Below are 21,698 nucleotides of genomic sequence, written 5' to 3' on the forward strand. Positions count from 1 at the left end.
TTTACTGTCCCTGAATAACTGGAACTAGTATTTAATTAAATAGAACACTGCGCTTTATTAGGTGTATTATTGATTCTAGCACACTATATATCATCAAAAAATAAAATAAAGTGGAATACGGAATATCAACCCTTAGCCTGGTGCCAATGCGTGCCGAGCCTGCCGACAGAGCAGAGCAGGTGTCGCAGTTGCTGTTCGGAGAATGCTATAGTATACTGGCTACACAAGGTAATTGGCTGCAAATAGAACTGGCCACTGATCAATACCGCGGTTGGATAGACTTAAAGCAACACAGCCCCGTGAGGCAGGCCTATTTTGAGCGCTGGAAAAATGCCCGCCATGCCCGGGTACTGGATCTGGTGCAGCTGGTTCATTCCGGCGAAACGGCCATTCCAATAGGGCTTGGTGCTTATCTTCCTTTTTACGATGGTTCCAGTCTGCACATCAACGATCAAACCTTGCAATTTAACGGCCGCGCCACTACCCATGAACAGCAGCTAACGGCAGACCAGGTGGTAAAAGTTGGCTTGTCTATGCTAAAGGCTCCTTACCAATGGGGTGGCAAGTCGGTATTCGGAGTCGATTGCTCTGGCCTGGTGCAGCAAGTGTTTGGCGTTTGTGGCTACCAGCTCCCGCGCGATGCCTACCAGCAGGTGGCAGTGGGGGAGGAGGTGCATTTTGTGGCCCAAACCCGCCCCGGCGATCTGGCTTTTTTCTCAAATGCAGAAGGCCGTATTATCCATGTAGGACTCCTGCTGGAGAACCAGCAAATTCTGCATGCCCATGGCGAGGTTCGCATCGATACGCTGGACCATGAGGGTATTTATCAGCAGGACCGGAAACGCTATTCGCACCAGTTGCGCATTATAAAAAGAATTATTCCGGAGTAGCTATATTTTCTTTCCTGTAAGAGCATATCTCTGCGGCAGTTTTCCGTACAAGCATAGCGTAAGACGAAAGCTGTTATGAGAGATAAAGTGCTTATACTCAACCAAGATTTCAGTGCTATTGCAGTTTGCTCTATCCAAAAGGCCTTTGTACTGGTCTACCTCGATAAGGCAGAAACCGTGTCGAACACCCACGATGCTGTGCTGCACACTATCAGCAAATCCTATCCGGTGCCTTCGGTAATTCGGCTGCAGCGGTATGTGCGGGTGCCTTATTACGGAATATCGCTGAGCCGCCACAATGTGCTGCGCCGCGACAACTACAAGTGCCAGTACTGCGGCACAGTCAAAAACCTCACGCTCGACCACCTGGTGCCCCGCTCCAGAGGCGGCGAAACAAACTGGCAGAACCTGGTAACTGCCTGCATGCGCTGCAACACTCGCAAAGGCAACCGAACCCCCGAAGAAGCCGGCCTTAAGCTACTTTCTAAACCAAAACGCCCTTCGCTGCTCTCCTTCCTTCAGCTCCACCTCGATACCCACAACCAAGACTGGCGCCATTACCTGGGAATGGAAATGCAATAAGAATAATTTGTTGCTAATAAATTTAGTTGGGCTTAATAAAGCAGTTATAAATCAGGAATTTAAAGCTATATACCCTAAGAATGGCTTGAGGTATTAAGTTGGATCAAGATCATGATCCTGAGTGTTGAAAGCCTCAGCCTTCAGGCTCGGACATTTTATGGGTCACTGGGCTTTTTTTGTGCTTTTTGCCTCTGGGAGTTCATTTTCATTAGAAGAATTGATAGCAGTCTGGTTCGGTAGCAGACTAAAGCAAGCCAACGGATAGCCAAACAGCCATTTTGTTTGGTACATGACTAGTCCAATATACAAAACACAAGATACAGGTACTTTTAAGGCTAACCTAAAGAAAGGCTTTGGTTGGTCGTGAAGCTGCTGATGGGTTTGCCTTGTGGGTCTGCGGCAGATGCCCTATTGCGGAATACCAGAATAAGGCAGTCTCCTTTAACCCTGAGCCTTACACACCTGAAAACACCTCTGGAAGATCATTTTCATTAGAAGAATTGAGTATGTTGATTTTATATTCTGATAATGAATCGTTTATGCTTGCTTTGACATAGACTTAATGTGTGGCTTCTGGCAGAAAACAAGGTAAGTAAAGGCTACTAATTATTATCTTAAAATGCTGGTGTTTTTCAGGTAAATTCGTACCTTTGCCGCTTCATTCGGGTGAATGGGACCTGTGTTTTAGCAGGGAAATGTAAAACTAAACCAAACCGGCCTATTGCTCTACGCCGGTGGCTTAACCAGAGCAACTTATTATATGAGTAATTCTCCAGATAATTTTGATTGGGACAAGTTTGAGTCTCAAGGTTTCGGCGGCGGCTACAGCAAAGACGAGAAAGCCGAAATGGAAAAAATGTACGACGACACCCTGACTACTGTACAGGAGCAGGAGGTTGTTAGCGGAACTGTTGTTGGCATCACTGATCGTGACGTGATCCTGAACATCGGTTTCAAATCTGATGGCCTGGTACCGGTTTCAGAATTCAGAGATCTCCCTGACCTGAAAGTAGGCGACGAGGTAGAAGTATTTATTGAAGACCAGGAAGATCCAAACGGTCAGCTTATCTTATCTCGTAAGAAAGCGAAAATCGTAAGCGCCTGGGCTAAAATTTACGACGCTCTTGAGAACGACAAAGTTCTGGAAGGTGTGGTGAAACGCAGAACAAAAGGTGGTCTTATCACCGACATCCACGGTGTGGAAGCCTTCTTGCCAGGTTCGCAAATCGACGTGAAGCCAATCCGTGACTTCGACGTGTTTGTAGGTAAGAAAATGGAAGTGAAAGTTGTGAAAATCAACGCCGCTTTCGACAACGTGGTTGTATCTCATAAAGTACTTATCGAGAAAGACCTGGAGCAGCAGCGTGCCGCCATCCTGAACAACCTCGAAAAAGGTCAGGTACTGGAAGGCGTTATCAAGAACATGACAAACTTCGGTGTGTTCATCGACCTTGGTGGCGTAGACGGTCTGCTTCACATTACAGATATTTCGTGGGGACGTATCAACCATCCGGAAGAAGTATTGCAGCTTGACCAGAAAGTTAACGTTGTAGTTCTTGATTTCGACGATGACAAGAAGCGTATTTCCCTTGGTATGAAACAACTTACTCCTCATCCTTGGGATGCCCTTCCTGAAGAGGTTGAAGTTGGTTCTAGAGTTAAAGGTAAAATCGTGAACGTGGCTGACTACGGTGCATTCCTGGAACTGATGCCAGGTGTAGAAGGTCTGATCCACGTTTCTGAAATGAGCTGGTCGCAGCACCTGCGTAACCCACAAGACTTTATTAAGCAAGGCGACGAGGTAGAAGCAGTAGTGCTGACACTCGACCGTCAGGAGCGTAAAATGTCTTTGGGCATTAAGCAGCTTACCGAAGATCCATGGACTAAGCAAGACGTGTTAACGAAATACGGCGTGGGCACCAAGCACACTGGCGTTGTTCGTAACCTAACTAACTTCGGTCTGTTCTTAGAACTGGAAGAAGGTGTAGACGGCCTTGTGCACGTTTCTGACCTTAGCTGGACTAAGAAGATCAAGCACCCATCTGAGTTTGTAAAAGTTGGTGAAAACCTGGACGTAGTTGTTCTGGAACTTGACGTTCCTAACAGAAGACTTGCCTTGGGCCACAAGCAACTGGAAGAAAACCCTTGGGATACTTTTGAGTCTGTATTCAGTGTTGGCTCTACACACAAAGCAACTGTGCTTGAGAAATCAGACAGAGGCGCTGTGCTGGAGCTGCCATACGGTATCGAAGGTTTCGCGTTCCCTAAAGGAATTCAGAAAGAAGACGGTACTACAGTAGAGGCTGGCGAGAGCTTAGACTTTAAAGTAGTAGAATTCTCTAAAGAAGACCGTAAAATCATTCTGTCGCATGCGGCTACTTATGGTGAAGAGGCTAACAGAATTGCCAAAGCCACTAAGAAAGTACAGCCTGCTGCCGGTGCTGAGAAAGCGCCTAAGGCTCCTAAGGCTCAGAAAGAGGTAGAGAACAAATCTACTCTTGGCGACCTGGATGCCCTTTCGGCCTTGAAAGAGCAGATGATGGAGAATGAGAAAGAAGCTGGTGTTAAGAAATTGGAAGCTGCGGCTGCCAAAAAGTCGAAAGACGATACATCTGCCGATGAAACTTCAGAAGAAGAAACCAAAGCGTAAGTTTAGGTTACTTGAATTGTAAAGGAAAGCCCCGGGAAACCGGGGCTTTTTTTGTTGTTTTAGCTTTTCTGCTGCGCCAAGTAATGCTGTTGGTTTAAATATGTACCTATTGTAATAAAGGAGCAGATAGCCATAGTTGTAGCGGAGGTAGTAGGTGCTGTCTTGCTTGGTCTGGTAGAGGTGGGTGAAGGAGCGGAAACCGGAAATTCCCAGTACCACCCGGCAATGGGTGGTTTTATCCTGTGGGCTTGCNTAGTAGGTGCTGTCTTGCTTGGTCTGGTAGAGGTGGGTGAAGGAGCGGAAACCGGAAATTCCCAGTACCACCCGGCAATGGGTGGTTTTATCCTGTGGGCTTGCCTGCCGCAGGATATTGTGACTAGGGCACAAGACCTGGTTAATGGCGCAAAAGCATATCGCTTTGGTCGCCTCTCTTATGGAGTGTATTGGCAGTAGCGTAACACTGGTCAAGTGTGAAAGCTGTTTTATCTGATTTGGTAGGATTCGACAATGGCCCCTACTACGATATTTTAGCAGCCAATGCTTATGCCAGACAACTGAATGAGGAAGTAAGACCGCTAACCGAAAAGCAAAAAGAGCATATAACAGATTATTGGAAAAATGGAGAAATTGCCAAAATTCTATTTAGGAAAAATCAGCAGGTTGTTGAATTAGACAAATTCATATCACCTGCTGTTGTGATTGACATCTCATCAGTTTCGGGCGATAAAGTAATGGAAACAATTGTTGTTAAACATAAGAACAAGGTTGTTCTTGTTGACCTTTGGGCAACATGGTGTGGTCTTTGCCTGGAAGCAATGAATAAATTCAAAAGTACAAAGGGCGACTTTCAGGATAAGGATGTTGCATTTGTGTATCTAACAAACAGTACTTCTCCTCGAAAGCGATGGGAGGAAAAAATCAAAGGAATAGGCAGTGAACATTACTATCTGACAGCCACCCAGTGGGAATATACCATGAACCAGTTTGGGTTTGAGGCTATTCCAGCATATCTGCTATACAACAAAGAAGGTGTGCTGATCAAGAAGTTTACAGGCTTTCCTGGCAATGACGAAGTGAAAGAGATGATTAACGGCCTGTTGTAAAATGAGCAATTCCAGATTGAAATGAACTAAGAGGTTCTCTGCCTTAGGATAAACTGTCAGATTATATCTTGACTATCTCACCTTATCCAGCACAAATTTTTAGAATTAGTAATTCGCTTAAGAATCGATTATTTCAAACCACTACAATCTATCTATCAAGCGCTTCTTGTTAACAGCATTTTAGTTGTTTAAGCGGCTTCCTTTATGGCAACCATAATGTTTTTCCTCAATTAGCCTATTATTCCATTTTTCTCGCCTGGGATGGTGCCTTATCTACTATTAGAACCTACACTTTACAAGATTTGGATGTGCTGCTCAATGGACTTCACCCTGAGAAGTATACATGGAAAAAGAAACAACAGCAGGCAAAGTTAAAAGTTGTACCTCCTAGGTTTTGCCACCGTAAATACCTACCAAATTCAATAGCATGAGAAGGCTTTAAAAATTAATGGCTATGGAAATAGAATACAAGAAATTGCTGGACCAGGATGTTAATGAATTTATACAATTAATCCGCGTGTTTGAAGAGGTGTTTGAAATGCAACAGTTCTTAATGCCGGACCGGAACCACTTAGCGCAGGTTCTGGCAAAAAATGATTTCCTGGTTTTTGTCGCCATGCAGGAACGTACAGTAATAGCAGGATTAACGGTTTATGTGTTACATCAATATTACAATTCTAAACCACTGGCCTATATCTACGACTTAGCTGTACTTCCACAATTTCAGAGGCAGGGAATTGGTAGCAGGCTTATTTCTGAAACAAAACTTTATTGCACCCAACAAGGCTTTGAAGAAGTTTTTGTGCAAGCTGATAAAGCAGATGGTTATGCTTTGGATTTTTACCGGGCAACCAGGCCCTCAAATGAGGAACAAGTAGTGCATTTTTACTACACTTTATAAATGGCCTGAAGTGTTTTGTTGTATTTCTATGGTAATAAATAACTGCCAAAGCTCGTGTCATTTGCATTACTAGAGTTGCAAAGATGAATTGCAGCAGTATGGAAATATGATTTTACGTAGGGGTAAAAAATTAGCGGCGGTTGCTTTGCTGATTCAGAGCATGCCTGCAAACTGATCTAATCAAAATAAAGTTGAATTACAAAGGCAAGGAGTGGCATTTGCTAAAGTAGGTAGAGGTGAATAACAACAGCAGCTAAGATTACGAACTGATAAATTAAATAATTAAAATGAATTTGGTTTTAAGTGATTTTTCAATGAATATCTCAGGATAATTGTAATTTTGTTAAATAGTTGCCGCTTTACTTAAAAAGTAATGATTAGAAGCGGTAATGAGAGAATTAACTATAATAGTGCAATGGTAAACGCTGACTCGGAGAAGAACACAACTTTAAACGGTGAAAATAAGAAAAGCTGGAAAAAATGGGGGCCTTATATTACAGAGCGGCAATGGGGAACAGTAAGAGAAGATTACAGTTTTGACGGAGACACCTGGAACTGTATTACTCATGAAAAAGCCAGGAGTATTGCTTATAGATGGGGAGAAGAAGGAATTGCCGGTTTTTGCGACGACCGCCAGATTATATGCATTGCTCCAGCATTCTGGAATGGCAAAGATCCAATTATAAAAGAAAGGCTGTTCGGCCTAACCAATGAGCAAGGTAACCATGGCGAGGACGTAAAAGAATTATACTTTCACCTCGATTCTTCCCCTAATCACACATATGCTAAATACCTTTACAAATACCCGCAGGCTGCCTTTCCGTACGATGAACTGATACTCCGGAACAAGCAGGATCGTACTAAACCAGAGGTAGAACTGCTAGATACTGATGCTTTTAAGGAGAACAGGTACTTCGACTGCTACATAGAATATGCCAAAGCAGATGTAGATGATATTCTGCTGAAAGTGACCGTTTATAATCGTGGGCCAGAGGCAGCAACTATTCATGTGCTGCCCCACATCTGGTTCCGTAATTACTGGAAACACAACCCCTGGTTCAGAAGCAAAAGACCAAAACTATCTGCTATAGCCGACAATTGCATACAAACCTATTCTACCAGAAATTGGGAAATGTATTTTTACCATGAACCTGGTGAGCAGCTTTTTTGCGAAAACGAGACAAACAATCAGCACATTTACAATACATTAAACGAGTTCCCTTATGTTAAAGACGGAATCAATGATTATGTGCTGAAGGGAAAACACACTGTAAACCCTGATAAGCTGGGTACCAGGGCAGCAGTGTGGTATAAAAAAGAGCTGGCTGCAGGAGAGTCCAAAACGTTTAAGGTGAGGCTAAGTAAAAACCAAACTGCGGATCCATGGTCCGATTTTGATACCATTTTTAGCCGCAGGTCTTCCGAAACAGATCATTTTTATGAGGAACTGACGCCTGAATCCTTTAAACCCGAACACAAAAAACTGCTTCGTAATGCTCTTGGAGGCCTCCTCTGGACAAAGCAGTTTTATTACATGGACGTATACAAGTGGCTGAACGGGGAGCAGGGCGACCCACCACCACAGCGCATTAAAAAGCGAAACGCTGATTGGCACCACCTGACGAACCGGCACGTTATCTCCATGCCAGATAAGTGGGAGTACCCCTGGTATGCGGCCTGGGACCTTGCCTTTCATGCCACCTCCTTTGCACACATAGATCCCGATTTTGCTAAAGAGCAATTGCAGCTTATGTTGCGCGAGTATTATATGCACCCCAATGGGCAAATTCCTGCTTATGAGTGGAACTTCAGCGATGTAAACCCGCCAGTACATGCCTGGGCAGTGTGGGAGGTGTATGAGAAAGACAAACAGAAAACAGGCGTTTCTGATTTGGACTTTCTAGAGAGGGCCTTCCAAAAACTACTGATGAACTTTACGTGGTGGGTAAACCGCAAAGACGTAAATGGCACCGACCTGTTTGAAGGCGGGTTCCTGGGCCTCGATAATATTGGTGTGTTCGATAGAAGCAAAATGCCCGCCGGTATCAAAAACATGCAGCAAGCCGACTCCACCAGCTGGATGGCCATGTTTTCGCTGAACATGCTACGAATATCTCTGGAACTGGCAGGACATAATATTGCCTACGAAGAGTCTGCTGCTAAATTCTTCCGCCATTTCCTGAACATTGCCTGGGCCATGAACCACATCGGCGACCGGAACATTTCGTTGTGGGACGATGATGACCAGTTTTTTTACGATGTGGTACAGTTCGAAAACGGAGGTACTCACAGGCTGAAAATTAGATCCCTTGTTGGTATTATTCCATTGTTTGCCGTGGAGATGATCAGCAAAACCATTTTCGACCATTCTTATGAGTTTAAGGTGCGGGTTATCAATATCATGCGGACACGGCCCGACCTGGCTTCGCTCATTAACCACTTTGAGCAGAAGAACGAGAACGGCGACTTTATGCTTTCTATTATGCGTGGCCCGAGGTTGGAGCAACTGCTGAACAGGTTGCTGGATGAGTCCGAGTTCCTATCTGATTTTGGAATAAGGTCTTTGTCTAAATACCACCTTGAACACCCTTACGAGTTTGATCACCATGGCAAACACGTGATTAAATATGAGCCAGGGGAGAGTTCGTCTTATATGTTCGGTGGTAACTCAAACTGGCGCGGTCCTATCTGGTTTCCGCTGAACTACCTTATCATACAGTCGCTACGCAAATTTTACACCTTTTACGGACCTTCTCAACTCTATGAGTTCCCGACCGGCTCTGGCAACAAGCTCAATCTGAAACAAATTGCCAATGAGCTAACGGTGCGTTTGCTTAAAATATTCGACAAGGACGAGACCGGGAAGTACCGGTACCATTCTAACCACGATGAATTTTCTGATGACGGGCATTTTCAGGATCTGCACCTGTTTTACGAGTTCTTTAACGGCGATACAGGGCAGGGACTTGGTGCATCGCACCAAACCGGCTGGACGGCCTTAGTAGCCAACCTGCTCCTGGAAATGGAAGACGAAGATTATAGAAACACGTTCTCAGATCTGGAAGAAGAGGCCTTTGTTGCAGCTTCTTATCGGGAACAATAAATAACCTGAATTTTGACCTTCAAAGCCAGGTTGTAAAATCAGGCTTTTTGCCTCCGGGAGGCTGTTTTCATTAGAATAATTAATGGGGTATACCAGTTGCCGAATTATTCAAATCAAAATAGCCTTCCGGAGGCATTTTTTGCTTTCAGGCCTTAAGGCTAATTTTATTTCCCTACCATCCGATCAGGGTTATCAGTCAGAAAGCTTTTCCAGGATTTGCCGCCAGACTTTGCATTGTTGCCTTTTTGGTAGTGGTGGCAGAGTGCAACAGCCAGCGCATCGGTAGCATCGTGTAGTTTAGGCGCAGCATCAATTTTAAGGATTTGTGTCAGCATGCTGGCTACCTGTTCTTTCGAGGCGTTTCCGTTTCCGGTAACAGACTGCTTTACTTTTTTAGGAGCATACTCCACATACGGAATATCGCGGGAGAGAGCCGCTGCTATGGCAACCCCCTGAGCCCTACCTAGTTTGAGCATGCTTTGCACATTGGTGCCATAAAAAGGAGATTCAATGGCCAGTTCATCGGGCAGGTACTCGTCGATGAGCTGTATCATGCGGTCAAAAATTTTCTTTAACTTGATGGCGTGATTGCTGTAGCTCTTCAGGTGAATAACGCCATACTGAATCACTACCACCTTAGAACCCTTTACCTCGATCAGGCCATAGCCCATTTCCTGTGTACCAGGGTCGATGCCAAGAATTAGTTTTTGGGGCGGAAGTGCAGGAGTGGAAATCATAGGGCGCAAAAATAAGACATTATCTTGAACATTGATTCCAACAGAAGGTTCCTTTTATACATGGGCAAGGCTATGGTGCTGCTGCTCACGCTTTTCTTTTTATATCAACAGATTTTTTCCGGACCCGATACACTGCTGAGCTGGGCCACCATCTGGCAGGAAGCCTTTGCCAGCCCCGTGCGGTACCTTCTACTGCTCACGGCCCTGTTAATTCCGGTAAATTGGGGTTTCGAGGCACGTAAATGGCAGTTGCTGGGAAGTAAAGTGGAGCGCATGTCGTTCAAAAAAGCTTATAGAGCGGTGATGGTAGGCCTAACCTTGGGCTTTATTACCCCAAACCGCATCGGAGATTATGCCGGGCGGGTGCTGGTGCTTAAAAGTCAGCAGCGGCTCGAAGCCATCGGAGCTATTTTTATCGGAAGGTTTAGCCAACTGGTGGCCACGGTGCTGGTAGGGGCAGGGGGTCTATTTTATTTTTTGGTACAGTTTTACTGGACGCTTTACCCGGCCGCATGTCTAAGCCTGCTGGTGGTGCTGTTGGCGCTGAGCGGAGCCATGCTGTTGCTGCTTTACAATGCCCGGGCCATGGTGGCGCTTGTGGCGGCCGTACGGCCGCTGCGCAAGGTGGTGCGCTACGTAGCCGTTATGAACCGCTATAGCACGCGCGAAGTAACCCGCCTGCTCTGGCTGTCGTTGGGGCGGTACATGGTTTTCCTGACGCAGTTTGTGTTGCTCCTGTACATGTTTAAGGTGCGGCTTCCATTGGTGCAGTACCTGAGCGGCGTATCCGGAACATTCTTTTTGAAATCGATGGCGCCCTCTGTTACCTTGCTTTCGGACCTGGGGGTAAGGGAGCTATCGGCTATGTTTTTGTTTGGTTTGTTGGGGCAGGACCGGCTGCAGGTGCTCAGCGCGAGCCTCAGCCTTTGGTTGCTCAATATTGCGGTGCCAAGCGCTCTTGGGCTTGTGTTTGTGTTCAGGCTGAAATTCAGGCGGAAAGGTAAGCCAGCATGAGCCTGTTGTTGTATATTTCCTTGCTAGCCTACGGGTACATCATCGTCAGGAGGCTCATTGCCTGGCGGCAGTTGCCAGAAACCAACATCCCGGCAACTTACCATCCAACCACAAAGCTTTCGGTTATTATTCCGGTCCGGAACGAGGAGGGGCCGCTGCAGGAATTGCTGCAGGACCTGGCAAAGCAAACCTACCCAGCAGCCTTATGCGAGGTTTTAGTTATAAACGATCACTCCGAAGATGCTACGGCACGCGTCGTGCAAGACTTTATCGACTCATTTCCTTTTCCTCTTCGACTGGTACAGCTGGCGGATTACGAAGGGCTGATGCAGAAAAAAGCAGCTGTGCGCAAAGGAGTGGAGTTGGCAGGGGGGGAGTTGTTGGTGCTCACCGACGGCGATTGCCGGGTACAGCCGGAGTGGCTGGCGCTGTTTGAGTATGCCTTTACCTCCCGTAAAGCAAAGTTTATAAGCGGGCCTGTTTCTTTTTACCAGACCCAAACCCTATTTGAGCGGATGCAACTGGTGGAGTTCGCTTCTTTAATCGGTATCGGGGCGGCTTCAATTCAGCTGCAGAGGCCCAACATGTGCAACGGAGCCAACCTGGCCTACACCCGCGAAGCCTTTGAACAGGTTGGCGGCTTTTCCGGCAACGAGGGTATTGCCTCTGGCGACGATGAATTCCTGCTCCACAAAATCAACAGGCAATTCCCCGGCAGTATATTTTTTCTGAAAAACAAGCAGGCGGTGGTGCATACCAAAGCCCGGAAAACCATAAAGAGCTTCTTTTCGCAGCGCATCAGGTGGGCCAGCAAATGGAAATCTTACCAGGAGTGGCACGTGCAGCTGGTGGCGCTAAGTGTGTTTCTGGTCAACTTGTTATTGCTACTGGCCATACCCTGGTTCATGGCAGGAGGAGTGAGCGTTGTTGCATTAGTAGGGGCATATGCTATCAAGTTTGGAATAGATTTCTTATTTTTAAGACCTGTTCTTATTTTTCTGAATAAGAAAAAGGAGTTGGTGTACATGCTGCCTTTGCAATTGGTGTACACACCTTATGTTATTTATACAGCTGTTTGCGGACTAACGGGCCGCTACCGCTGGAAAGGACGCTTAATCCAAAACCGATGAGTGAAAACGAATTTGATTTACTGGACGAGTTGTATTTTGTCACCTCGTATACCGACCTGAAAAGCACCTTGTCGCTAACCGATGATGAACTTTGCGCAGGACTTCGGAGGCTCCTGGAGCAAGGCTATATCAAGATATTTTATCCCGATCCGGATACGGAGCAGGAGTTCAATGAGAAGACTTTCAGTGCGCACTGCAAAGAGTATTTCTTTCTGGCAACCAAAGCCGGTCTGATCGTGCACAACTCCATTTAAATGGCTAGGATAGCTTCCAAGCCTTCTGTTTCAAGGCCGCCTTCATATTACATCAGGCAACGCCTGCTGCGCAACAAACCTGCTATGGCTGGTCTGGCCATTATTCTGCTGGCCGTGCTGGTGGCGCTGGGTGGCTATGCCCTCATGCCCGACAGTACACCAAATGCCAACAACGGATTGGTGCAGGTTCAGAAAAAGTCACCTGGCTTTAAGGCCACCATTCTAAAGTTGGCACGGCCAAATGCAGTGGTGCAGGACGTAAATCCGCTCGAGTTTGTACTCTCGGGAAAACCTACTTCATTCTCAGAACTACCCGTGGAGAGCGTCCATTTTTCAGGCGACAGCCTGCAGGTGCAGCCGCTACGCAGCAACAATGCGCTGGCCGACCAGGTGCAGGTGTTGGCCCTGAAAGACGTGCTGGCAAACTCCAAAGCGTATACCAATCAACAGCAAATGGCTGAAGCCGTTCGGCAGCAGCACCTGGAAGAACGCACTTTCTGGCTCGGCACCGACAAAGCCGGTCGCGATGTACTGAGCCGACTTATCCTGGGTACCCGCATTTCGCTGGGTATCGGATTTGTGGCAGTGCTTATTTCGCTGGTGCTGGGGATTACCATAGGTGCCCTGGGCGGCTATTTTGGTGGCTGGGTAGATAAGCTTATGCTTTTTCTGATGACGGTGGTGTGGTCGGTACCTAGTATCATGCTTGTAATCGCCATCAGCTTGGCTCTCGATAGCAAAGGGGTGTGGGTGGCGTTTGTGGCGGTGGGGCTTACTATGTGGGTAGAGGTGGCGCGTGTAGTGCGCGGGCAGATCCTGAGTTTGAAAGAAAAAACCTACATAGAGGCCGCTCAGGTTTTAGGAGTGTCTCAATTCAAAATAATATACCATCATTTGCTTCCAAACATTATCGGGCCACTTATTGTTATTGCAACTGCCAACTTTGCTTCGGCTATACTGGTAGAGGCCGGGCTTAGCTTTCTGGGCTTGGGCGTGCAGCCACCGGCACCATCGTGGGGCATGATGGTGAACGAAGGTTTTCAGTTGATCGGTGCCAGAGCTGGCCTTTATTTAGTACTTTTACCAAGTGTTTGTATCAGTTTGCTCGTGCTTGCCTTTAACCTATTAGGAAATGGTTTGCGTGATGCCTATGATCCTAAAATCCCGCTTACCAATGTCTGAAATCATTGTACCCAATACACAGCAGGAACTGCAACTAAAGAAGCTGGAACTTTCGGCTTTGCTGGAAATTACGCAGGCTATTAACGAAAACCTGCCGGAGAGCGCGCTTTACAAGATTTATCACTTTACCCTGCTGGCACAGTTGCAGATTAATCGGTTGGTGCTGTTTGTGCACGATGAGTCGTGGAGCTGCAAGATCTGTTACGGAACCGAAATGGATTTCACTAAATGTGAGATGCCGGACGAGATTGTGAACCTGACCGAAATTACCTTTATCTCCAAGCTGCAGGTAGACCGCCGGTGGCGCGGCTTCGAAATTGTTATTCCTATTCTGCACAACGGGCGTGTGCTGGCTTTTGTGATGATCGGTAAAATACAGCCGTATTACAACAACCTGGAAGCACTTAATTTTTTGCAGACAGTCAGTAATATCATGCTGGTGGCAATCGAGAACCATAAAATGAACCGGCAACGGCTGGCACAGGAGTCTATCCGACGTGAGATTGAAATTGCCCGCGAAGTGCAGTCTATGCTCTTCCCCAAATCATTGCCCAACGATAAGAATGTGGCAATCCATGCCAGCTACATTCCGCACTCTTCTATAGGCGGCGACTACTACGATTTTATTGAAATAGACCAGGACCAGTTTCTGTTTTGTGTAGCCGACGTGTCGGGAAAGGGAGTGCCTGCTTCTTTGCTGATGTCTAATTTCCAGGCGGGGCTGCGTACTATTCTACGGCAGGTGTCGGACCTGAACACAGTGGTAACGGAGCTGAACAATTTGATTTACAGAAACGCTATCGCCGAAAAATTCATAACCGCCTTTCTGGCCATATATAACCGCAAAACCCGCCAGTTGAGTTACGTAAATGCCGGTCACAATTCCCCCATTCTGCTTTTCGAAGACAACACGCACCGCTTGCTTAATGAAGGTTGTACCATGCTGGGGGTATTCGATGTGCTGCCTTTTATGTCGGTCTGCACCATCGACATTCCTAAAAAATCGGTTCTATTCTGTTATACCGATGGCTTAACCGAAGTTTTCGATGCGTCTGAGGCTGAGTTTGGGGTAGAGGGAACCATCAGCTACATGCAGAAACACCGCTTTCTTAGCTCCAGAACGCTTCACCTGCAATTATTAAAAGAAATTCACCTCTACAACGAAGAAGCAAATTTTGACGATGACATAACCTTGTTGTCATGCCGCTTTAAGTAAGTCGGATAGGCAAGGCTCTGAAGTGAAAACATAAAGTGGCTGAAGGAAAGATTAAAAGGGGTACCTGGCTACTCCCTTAAATCCTCCAAATGTCCTTGGCCTAAAACATTAGAAAACTGCTGCGGAAGGGTATTTTCATTTAAATAATTTAAGGTAGGTGCAGTTAGGGAGCGCCCTTACCTGTTTTTTCAACTTCTATATCAGCCGGTCGAATTATCCGGTATTAAACTCCTCTAGCCTCTAAAAGAGAACCCGCTTGATCCGATTTTATAAAACGCCCGCTCTTCTTAAAAAACTGATGCCGAATTATACCTGGCACAAGCCTTCGGCAGGCAATACCCTGTACCTTACCTTCGACGATGGTCCCATTCCGGTAATTACACCTTTTGTTCTCGAACAACTGGCACAGTACCAGGCAAAGGCCACTTTTTTTTGCGTAGGCGAAAACGTGGCAAAGCATCGTGAAATAGGCATGGAAGTGGCGCAGCAGGGGCATGTGCTTGCCAATCACACATTTAACCATCTTAAAGGCTGGCAAACACCATTGCCGCAATACCTGCACAATGTGCAATTGTGCCAAGCCGAACTAAATCAATTGCCCGGAGCCGCCACCCAAAAGCTCCTGTTCCGTCCACCGCACGGGCGAATAACCGGGAAGCAGGCTGCGCAGCTCAGGCAGGAAGGGTACGAACTTATTATGTGGGATATGCTCACCAATGACTACGACAAAACCCTGGCCCCGGAAATTTGCCTTGAAAAAGCAATTCAGTATACCCAAAGTGGCAGCATCATCGTATTTCACGACAGCTTAAAGGCGCAACGCAACATGCAGTATGTGTTGCCACGTTTTCTGGAGCATTTTGCTTCCAGCGGGTATACCTTTTCTTCGCTATGATTTTCTCTGTTGTCTATTTTGTTATTTTTTTCCTTCTTTTTGGTGTGCTGCTCTGTTTATTTGCCTTTCACAGAAAGGAGTATCCGCAGCAACCGGTTTCTTATCCAAGAGTCAGTATCCTGATTGCAGCCCGCAACGAGGAGCACACTATCCTACGGTGCCTCCAGGCCATAGACCGTTTGCGATACCCAAAAGAGAAGCTGGAGGTAATCATAGGCGATGATGCCTCTACAGACGGTACTCTCGCCGTGGTAGAAGACTACATACAGGACAAGCCACACTACAAATGCCTGACAATAACAGGAACGATGGGAATGGCAAAAGGGAAGGGAAATGTGTTGGCCCACCTGGCCAAAGTGGCTACAACAGATTTGTTTTTTTATACGGATGCTGATATAGCTGTTCCCGAAGACTGGATTACGGCGATGCTCGCAACCATGCAACCAGACACAGGTGTGGTTACCGGTGTAACGACCATTGCCGGCAACAACCTTTTTGCCAGGTTACAGTCGCTGGACTGGGTATATGCCCTGGGGCTGATGCAGGTGGTAACAGACTTGGGGTTTCCGGTCTCTACCATGGGTAATAACATGCTGTTAACCCGAAAGGCTTACGAAGCAACAGGTGGTTATGAACAAATAAAGTTTTCTGTAACCGAGGATGTGGCCATATTTAACAAAGTGCTCAAAAAGGGCTTCGGCTTCCGCAATTTATATGCGCCCCAGGTGCTTGCCAGTTCAGAGCCGGCCGATTCCTTGCCCACACTGCTAAAGCAGCGCCGGCGTTGGATGCGGGGCGCTATGCACCTCCCGTTTTACATGGTCCTGATTCTTGTGCTGCACTCTGCCTATTACCCTATCTGGCTTCCGTTTTTCGTGCACACTTCTTTTGGAGCCATGATGGGCATTTTTGCCCTCAAGTTACTGCTGCAAAGCACTTATCTCCGGCTCTGCCTCAAGCGCCTTGAACTCTCCACGCCACCGCTTTGGGTGTACCTGCTATTTGAGCTTTACCTGATTTTTACTTCCTTCCTGTTAATCATTTACTTTTTTCTGCCAACTGGCGTGAGTTGGAAAGGACGCAAATATTAAGCTCCAAGAGGTAGCCCATCCTCCGCTCGGCATGCTGCCTACCTAAATGGCAGAGAGTAGCAGACCGGAAACAGTTGCGATTTTTTGCTTTGTAGCTTGTGCATTTCTTAGCATACCTCTTAGAACAAGGCTGATGGTTTTACCTCCGGAAGGGCAAAATCATTAGCAGAATTTCACATCTGGTAGTTGATCCACCGCGCCAGCCTTGCACCTGCTGTTGCCAGTTAGGCATCCCTTTCTTACTAACAGAATTCCGATTTTCTTATGATAGTATATTCGGAAAATGTATATTTGAAACTTGCTCGGAAGGAGATTCGATCCTGAAGCAAGTCAGGTGGATATTCGGCTGGCATGTTTTCAGGCTTTTATCGTACAAAATGTAGAAAACAGGAAGAAGAACAGCAGCAGCTTTAATAGAACGACATTTACGCTCACATTGGCAATACTGCCTCTAGTAGCCTACATCCTATGATGTAAAGGAAGCCCTTCAGGAGCGACTTGGTTAATGCAACTCCAGGCCGACGACTTACACCTTCGAGCAGCCTTTTATCTAGAAGCTATATTTATGTCAACATTTATCGATTCGCACGCACACATCTATGCAGACGCCTTTCGCGAAGACCAGGCTGAGGCGCTGGCACAGGCGGAGGCCGAAGGGGTGACTAAAATTTACATGCCCAATATCGACCACACGTCCATTGATGTGATGCTGGAAACAGAGGCGCGGCATCCGCAGCTTTGTTTGCCTATGATGGGACTGCACCCTACCTCTGTTCAGAAAGATTTCGAAAAAGAGCTATACCTTGTAGAGGAGTGGCTAAATAAACGGAAGTTTGCAGCAGTAGGAGAGTGTGGCATTGACTTGTACTGGGACAAAACATTTCTGCCCCAGCAGCAAGAAGCACTGCGGGTGCAGGTGGCTCTAGCAAAGAAACACCAGCTCCCGATTGTACTACACACCCGCGACTCTTTTGAGGAAGCCCACGCTATTGTGGCAGAAGCCCAGGATGGTACATTGAAAGGAGTTTTTCATTGTTTTACCGGCACCGTAGCCCAAGCGGAAAAGGTGAAGGAACTTGGCTTTTTGATGGGAATTGGAGGGGTGGCTACTTTTAAAAACGGAGGCTTAGACAAATTGCTGCCGCACCTCTTGCTAGATGATCTTGTACTTGAAACGGATTGCCCTTACCTGGCGCCGGTGCCCTTCCGGGGGAAACGCAATCAGCCAGCTTATTTGCCATTTGTCGCCAGCAGAGTGGCAGAACTCTTGCAAAAATCTGTAGCGGAAGTGGCAGAAGTCACAACACGTAATGCTACGCAGCTTTTTAAATTAGCCTAATGAATTTCGAAAAAATTGATATCGACACAGCTGCTCCCCTCGATCCGGAAGCTTCTATCCTCATTATTTACACAGGAGGTACCATCGGAATGGTATTTGATGAGAAGGCCAAGCACCTGGTTCCTTTTAACTTCAGCATGATTCTGGAGAAAGTGCCAGAGCTGCAGCAGTTTAAATACCTGCTCACGGTAGTGAGTCTCGACCCGCCCATCGATTCGTCTAACATGAATATTGCAGAGTGGACGATGCTGGCACGCCTGATTTCTGATAATTATGATAGCTACGATGGTTTTGTGATTTTACACGGCACCGATACCATGGCTTACACAGCCTCTGCCATGAGCTATTTGCTGGAAAACCTTCAAAAGCCAGTTATTTTTACAGGGGCGCAGGTTCCCATTGGCCGTGTTCGCACCGATGCCCGCGAAAACCTGATAACGGCATTGCAAATAGCCGCCACTAAAATAGATGGCAAAGGGCTGGTGCCGGAAGTCTGCATATATTTCCATAACCTGCTATTGCGCGGCAACAGAGCAAAAAAAGTAGAAAGTCGCCATTTTAACGCTTTCAAATCGGAGAACCATCCACTACTGGCCAAAGCCGGTGTAGACATAGACTATTATTGGGGAGCTATTCGTCCGCATGCCAGAGAGCCATTTAAAGCACATTTTCACCTGGAAGACCGCGTGGCGATACTCAAGCTCTTTCCAGGCATTAATGCCAACGTAGTTCGGAGTATTCTGGAAACTCCTGAGTTGCGAGGGGTAGTGCTGGAAACGTTTGGAGCCGGAAATGCTCCCACAGCCCCCTGGCTACTGGAGTTGCTGAGAGAAGCCATTGAGCGGGGTATCTATATCCTAAACGTGTCGCAATGCGACGAAGGCCGCGTACAGCAAGGACGCTATGAAACTAGTAAATACCTGCTCGACATGGGGGTAATAGGAGGGGTAGACATTACAACAGAAGCCGCTATTACTAAGATGATGTATGTATTAGGTTTTAACCTAAGCCGGGAAGAAACAACTTATTGGCTCGGAGCTAATATTCGTGGAGAAATAACCTTGTAAAAAGGAAAGGTATAAACATTTTATACTTGCAAAGATGAAAGTAAAAACCTTATCTTTGCACCACCAAAAAACAGAGAGTTGTCCGAGTGGTTGAAGGAGCACGCCTGGAAAGTGTGTATACCTCAAAAGGGTATCGAGGGTTCGAATCCCTCACTCTCTGCTGATAATCATACCAGAATTAGCTAAAAGCCTGAAAATCAAACGATTGCAGGCTTTTTTGTTTTCAGTATATATTTATTATGCTGATGTTAAGATTTCAGTCATCCTGATTGTGGGTGGATATGAGATAACAGACTACTTTCACTTTTGCTCTTAACTAATAAACTCTGCTTTAGGTATAATAATATGCTCCGGAGGCAACCTGCTATGAACAAAATGTAGGGCTATAAGAGCCCTACTTCTGCTATGGAGTAGTACGTATGGTCGCTTGTGAGGATAATGTGGTCGAGTACGCAATGTAGAGCAGTTTCCACCTAATCTGCAGCGGCTCCTGCAGGAGGGGGTTTTGGAAGCGTGACAAGGAAGGTGCTGCCCTCCTGCTCCTTGCTGTCCACTCCGATGGTTCCACTCATGCTCACGACGAAGTCTTTGGAGAGCTTTAGCCCAAGCCCGGTGCCTCTTTCCTTGGCGGTGCCGTTTGTAGTGAACCGCTCGCTGCCCTTGAACAGCCGTCCCAGTTTGTCGGCGGCTATCCCTGTGCCGCTATCCGTCACACGCAGTTCTACGTGGTCAGCACTTCCCTCGGCGTGGATGACGACATGCCCCCCCCTATAGGAGAACTTCACCGCGTTCATCAGCAGGTTTCGGACAACAAAGTTGAGCCGCTCCCTGTCTGCCAGGGCGACGGCATCCTTTGGAACGGCGTTTTCAAGCTCAATGCCCTTCTGACTGGCCTGGAGGAGAACAAGCTCTCTGTTCTCCTCCACTAGCTGCTTCAGGCTGATAGGCTCCAGCGCGACGGCTACGCCTTTCAACTGAGTCTTGGACCAGTCCAGAAGGTTGTTTAGCATGTCTGCCACCACCTCCACCTCCCGCTGCAGCATCGCCAGAAAAGGTTTGACCTCCTCGTGGGACATGGACCTACGGTTCGCCAGGTTCAGCAGGCCCTTTAGGGAGGCCAGGGGGGACCTGAGGTCATGAGACACGATGGAGAAGAGCCTGTCTTTCATTAGGTTGTTCTCTTCCAGGCTCTTGTTCTGCAGGACGGTCGTCTGGTAGAGCTGATCGAGCTGTATAGATTTCTTCCCTAATTCTTCGTTTTTGGCTGCCAGCGCGGCACCGTACTCCTTGGCCTTCCTGTAGCTTTTGTGCCACATGTAGGCAAGGAATGAGAGCAACACCAGCCCTAGACCCGCAAGGGAGAGGATCCTGTATGTCCACTCCGCTTTTTGCCGGGCCTCGAGCGCCTGCCTCGCATACAGTAGCCGCTCCTCCTGTTTCTCCTTCAGTAAGTCCAGAAAGCTTAAGGCTTGGTCCTTCCCTTGCTCGAACGCCTGCTTCTGCCTCTCGATCAGCACATCCTGCCACTGTATGATCTCCCCAGAGTTGCCAAGTACCCGGTGCACGTCAATGAGCTTGTCCACGGCTGCCTCCTCCAGCTCTGATGCCAAGACTATCTGAGCGTGTCCGAGGGCTGCAGAGGCCCAGGAAAGCGCATGCTCATGGGCCCCTTCCCTAAGGGCAGTCTCGGAAAGCTGGATTTCTGTGAGTGCCAGGCCGTAGCTGTCTCCCTTTTGCTCATCCAGGTGCAGGCTGCGCAAGAAGTAGTCCTTCGCAGTGCCCAAGTTACCCAGCTGGAGGGACAACAGCCCCAGGTGATAGTATGCCTTCTTGAGGCCATACCCGTAGTTTCCCTCCCTGCTGGAGGTCATTGCCTCGGTAAAGTAAAGCTCGGCTGCTTCCATTTCCCTCTGCTTAAGTTTTACAAGGCCAAGGCTGTTGGTGATGTTGACCAGGTCATCCCGGAGCCTGAGAGCGGCGTAGCCCTGCTTGGCTTCTCTGTAAAGCCTCTCCGCCTCGCCAAGGTTGCCTGCCTCCAACAGGGCTTTGGCTATTTGCTGGTTTGCTCTGGCAATGTTGAGCGTATCCGAACTCTGTGTGCTCAGGTCAAGTGCTTTGTAGTACAGCACCAGTGCTTTCTTCGTATAACCGTGCTGCTGGTAGATTCCCGCCTCATACACCAGGTTTGTTGCGTAGCCGCTGGTGTAGCGGTGCTCCTCTGCCAGGCGGGCAGCTTGGTGAAGGAGCGTTAAGGCCTGGTCTACACTACTGCGCTTAGCCTCGAAGGCAGCCTGGTTCAGTGAATCGACTCGCTGAAAAATAGCCGCATCGGAGCTTGGGGCGGCACTCCCTTGCCCAAGGGAGGCTGCCACATAGAGGACAAGGCTAATGAGTGTCAGGAAAAACACTGCTGCTGGCTTCATGAAAAAACGTTAAAGGTGGTGTGGGAATAGCTTTGACTTCAGTAGGTGTGGTTTGTTCATCCATTTGTGAAAACCATGACAACAGGCTCGATCAATTTTTGACAAAGTTATAGGAAGTATG

17 protein-coding genes and 1 tRNA gene are annotated in these 21,698 nt (G+C 47.4%); 16 read left to right on the plus strand and 2 right to left on the minus strand.

Annotated elements, in window-relative coordinates:
- Window positions 1–110: 110 nt before the first annotated feature.
- The 6 genes from ACMA1I_RS09160 (at window position 111) to ACMA1I_RS09185 (ending at window position 9,229) form a co-directional block, all read left to right on the plus strand.
- Window positions 111–890, plus strand: coding sequence for a C40 family peptidase (locus ACMA1I_RS09160; RefSeq protein ID WP_337068009.1), 780 nt, complete (start codon window positions 111–113; stop codon window positions 888–890).
- A gap of 75 nt (window positions 891–965) precedes the next feature.
- A complete protein-coding gene (locus ACMA1I_RS09165) occupies window positions 966–1,472 on the plus strand; it encodes an HNH endonuclease (RefSeq protein ID WP_337068010.1) in 507 nt (168 codons plus the stop codon).
- Between the two features lie 760 nt (window positions 1,473–2,232).
- Window positions 2,233–4,122 (plus strand): 30S ribosomal protein S1, encoded by a 1,890-nt coding sequence (gene rpsA, locus ACMA1I_RS09170; RefSeq protein ID WP_337068011.1) that lies wholly within the window; start codon window positions 2,233–2,235, stop codon window positions 4,120–4,122.
- Window positions 4,123–4,592: 470 nt separating this feature from the next.
- Window positions 4,593–5,225 (plus strand): TlpA disulfide reductase family protein, encoded by a 633-nt coding sequence (locus tag ACMA1I_RS09175; RefSeq protein ID WP_337068015.1) that lies wholly within the window; start codon window positions 4,593–4,595, stop codon window positions 5,223–5,225.
- Window positions 5,226–5,679: 454 nt separating this feature from the next.
- Window positions 5,680–6,126 carry a GNAT family N-acetyltransferase gene (locus tag ACMA1I_RS09180; RefSeq protein ID WP_337068016.1) on the plus strand — a complete coding sequence of 149 codons (447 nt, stop codon included), beginning with the start codon at window positions 5,680–5,682 and terminating at the stop codon, window positions 6,124–6,126.
- A 415-nt stretch (window positions 6,127–6,541) separates the two neighbouring features.
- On the plus strand, window positions 6,542–9,229 hold the full coding sequence (locus tag ACMA1I_RS09185) for an MGH1-like glycoside hydrolase domain-containing protein (protein ID WP_337068017.1): 2,688 nt from the start codon (window positions 6,542–6,544) through the stop codon (window positions 9,227–9,229).
- A gap of 164 nt (window positions 9,230–9,393) precedes the next feature.
- Here ACMA1I_RS09185 and ruvC read toward each other — a convergent pair whose 3' ends face one another.
- Window positions 9,394–9,966 (minus strand): crossover junction endodeoxyribonuclease RuvC, encoded by a 573-nt coding sequence (gene ruvC / locus ACMA1I_RS09190; protein WP_337068018.1) that lies wholly within the window; start codon window positions 9,964–9,966, stop codon window positions 9,394–9,396.
- 24 nt (window positions 9,967–9,990) lie between these two features.
- On the opposite strand from ruvC, the gene ACMA1I_RS09195 reads away from it, so the two are divergent.
- The 10 genes from ACMA1I_RS09195 to ACMA1I_RS09240 all read left to right on the plus strand — a co-directional run bounded on the left by ACMA1I_RS09195 (window position 9,991) and on the right by ACMA1I_RS09240 (window position 19,314).
- Window positions 9,991–10,980, plus strand: a complete 990-nt coding sequence (locus tag ACMA1I_RS09195; RefSeq protein WP_337068019.1) for a lysylphosphatidylglycerol synthase domain-containing protein — start codon at window positions 9,991–9,993, stop codon at window positions 10,978–10,980.
- On the plus strand, window positions 10,977–12,110 hold the full coding sequence (locus ACMA1I_RS09200; protein ID WP_337068020.1) for a glycosyltransferase: 1,134 nt from the start codon (window positions 10,977–10,979) through the stop codon (window positions 12,108–12,110). Before ACMA1I_RS09195 ends, ACMA1I_RS09200 begins: the two co-directional genes overlap by 4 nt.
- Window positions 12,107–12,364 carry a hypothetical protein gene (locus ACMA1I_RS09205; protein ID WP_337068021.1) on the plus strand — a complete coding sequence of 86 codons (258 nt, stop codon included), beginning with the start codon at window positions 12,107–12,109 and terminating at the stop codon, window positions 12,362–12,364. The genes ACMA1I_RS09200 and ACMA1I_RS09205 overlap by 4 nt, the downstream gene beginning before the upstream one ends.
- Window positions 12,365–13,546: an ABC transporter permease gene (locus ACMA1I_RS09210; protein ID WP_337068023.1), complete on the plus strand. Its 1,182-nt coding sequence runs from the start codon at window positions 12,365–12,367 to the stop codon at window positions 13,544–13,546. It begins immediately after the preceding gene.
- The gene (locus ACMA1I_RS09215) at window positions 13,539–14,762 is read left to right on the plus strand and encodes a PP2C family protein-serine/threonine phosphatase (RefSeq protein WP_337068024.1); all 1,224 of its coding nucleotides are present in this window, start codon (window positions 13,539–13,541) and stop codon (window positions 14,760–14,762) included. Before ACMA1I_RS09210 ends, ACMA1I_RS09215 begins: the two co-directional genes overlap by 8 nt.
- A 256-nt stretch (window positions 14,763–15,018) precedes the next feature.
- Window positions 15,019–15,657 carry a polysaccharide deacetylase family protein gene (locus ACMA1I_RS09220; protein WP_337068025.1) on the plus strand — a complete coding sequence of 213 codons (639 nt, stop codon included), beginning with the start codon at window positions 15,019–15,021 and terminating at the stop codon, window positions 15,655–15,657.
- Window positions 15,654–16,748 carry a glycosyltransferase gene (locus ACMA1I_RS09225; protein ID WP_337068026.1) on the plus strand — a complete coding sequence of 365 codons (1,095 nt, stop codon included), beginning with the start codon at window positions 15,654–15,656 and terminating at the stop codon, window positions 16,746–16,748. Before ACMA1I_RS09220 ends, ACMA1I_RS09225 begins: the two co-directional genes overlap by 4 nt.
- A 565-nt stretch (window positions 16,749–17,313) precedes the next feature.
- On the plus strand, window positions 17,314–18,087 hold the full coding sequence (locus ACMA1I_RS09230; RefSeq protein WP_337068027.1) for a TatD family hydrolase: 774 nt from the start codon (window positions 17,314–17,316) through the stop codon (window positions 18,085–18,087).
- Entirely contained in the window at window positions 18,087–19,154 is a 1,068-nt protein-coding gene (locus ACMA1I_RS09235) for an asparaginase (RefSeq protein ID WP_337068028.1), read from the plus strand. Before ACMA1I_RS09230 ends, ACMA1I_RS09235 begins: the two co-directional genes overlap by 1 nt.
- A 72-nt stretch (window positions 19,155–19,226) precedes the next feature.
- A tRNA-Ser gene (locus tag ACMA1I_RS09240) sits at window positions 19,227–19,314 on the plus strand.
- Window positions 19,315–19,627: 313 nt separating this feature from the next.
- On the opposite strand, the gene ACMA1I_RS09245 is transcribed toward ACMA1I_RS09240, so the two are convergent.
- Window positions 19,628–21,577 carry a sensor histidine kinase gene (locus tag ACMA1I_RS09245; RefSeq protein WP_337068029.1) on the minus strand — a complete coding sequence of 650 codons (1,950 nt, stop codon included), beginning with the start codon at window positions 21,575–21,577 and terminating at the stop codon, window positions 19,628–19,630.
- Between the last annotated feature and the right edge of the window lie 121 nt (window positions 21,578–21,698).

This window comes from Pontibacter sp. 13R65, from assembly GCF_047525655.1.
Lineage (GTDB): Bacteria > Bacteroidota > Bacteroidia > Cytophagales > Hymenobacteraceae > Pontibacter.

Coding starts and splice junctions, on each gene's coding strand:
- ACMA1I_RS09205 (WP_337068021.1), top strand. CDS start 12,107: ATGAGTGAAAACGAATTTGATTTACTGGACGAGTTGTATTTTGTCACC.
- ACMA1I_RS09165 (WP_337068010.1), top strand. CDS start 966: ATGAGAGATAAAGTGCTTATACTCAACCAAGATTTCAGTGCTATTGCA.
- ACMA1I_RS09215 (WP_337068024.1), top strand. CDS start 13,539: ATGTCTGAAATCATTGTACCCAATACACAGCAGGAACTGCAACTAAAG.
- ACMA1I_RS09210 (WP_337068023.1), top strand. CDS start 12,365: ATGGCTAGGATAGCTTCCAAGCCTTCTGTTTCAAGGCCGCCTTCATAT.
- ACMA1I_RS09185 (WP_337068017.1), top strand. CDS start 6,542: ATGGTAAACGCTGACTCGGAGAAGAACACAACTTTAAACGGTGAAAAT.
- ACMA1I_RS09245 (WP_337068029.1), bottom strand. CDS start 21,577: ATGAAGCCAGCAGCAGTGTTTTTCCTGACACTCATTAGCCTTGTCCTC.
- ACMA1I_RS09230 (WP_337068027.1), top strand. CDS start 17,314: ATGTCAACATTTATCGATTCGCACGCACACATCTATGCAGACGCCTTT.
- ACMA1I_RS09180 (WP_337068016.1), top strand. CDS start 5,680: ATGGAAATAGAATACAAGAAATTGCTGGACCAGGATGTTAATGAATTT.
- rpsA (WP_337068011.1), top strand. CDS start 2,233: ATGAGTAATTCTCCAGATAATTTTGATTGGGACAAGTTTGAGTCTCAA.
- ACMA1I_RS09200 (WP_337068020.1), top strand. CDS start 10,977: ATGAGCCTGTTGTTGTATATTTCCTTGCTAGCCTACGGGTACATCATC.
- ACMA1I_RS09225 (WP_337068026.1), top strand. CDS start 15,654: ATGATTTTCTCTGTTGTCTATTTTGTTATTTTTTTCCTTCTTTTTGGT.
- ACMA1I_RS09235 (WP_337068028.1), top strand. CDS start 18,087: ATGAATTTCGAAAAAATTGATATCGACACAGCTGCTCCCCTCGATCCG.
- ruvC (WP_337068018.1), bottom strand. CDS start 9,966: ATGATTTCCACTCCTGCACTTCCGCCCCAAAAACTAATTCTTGGCATC.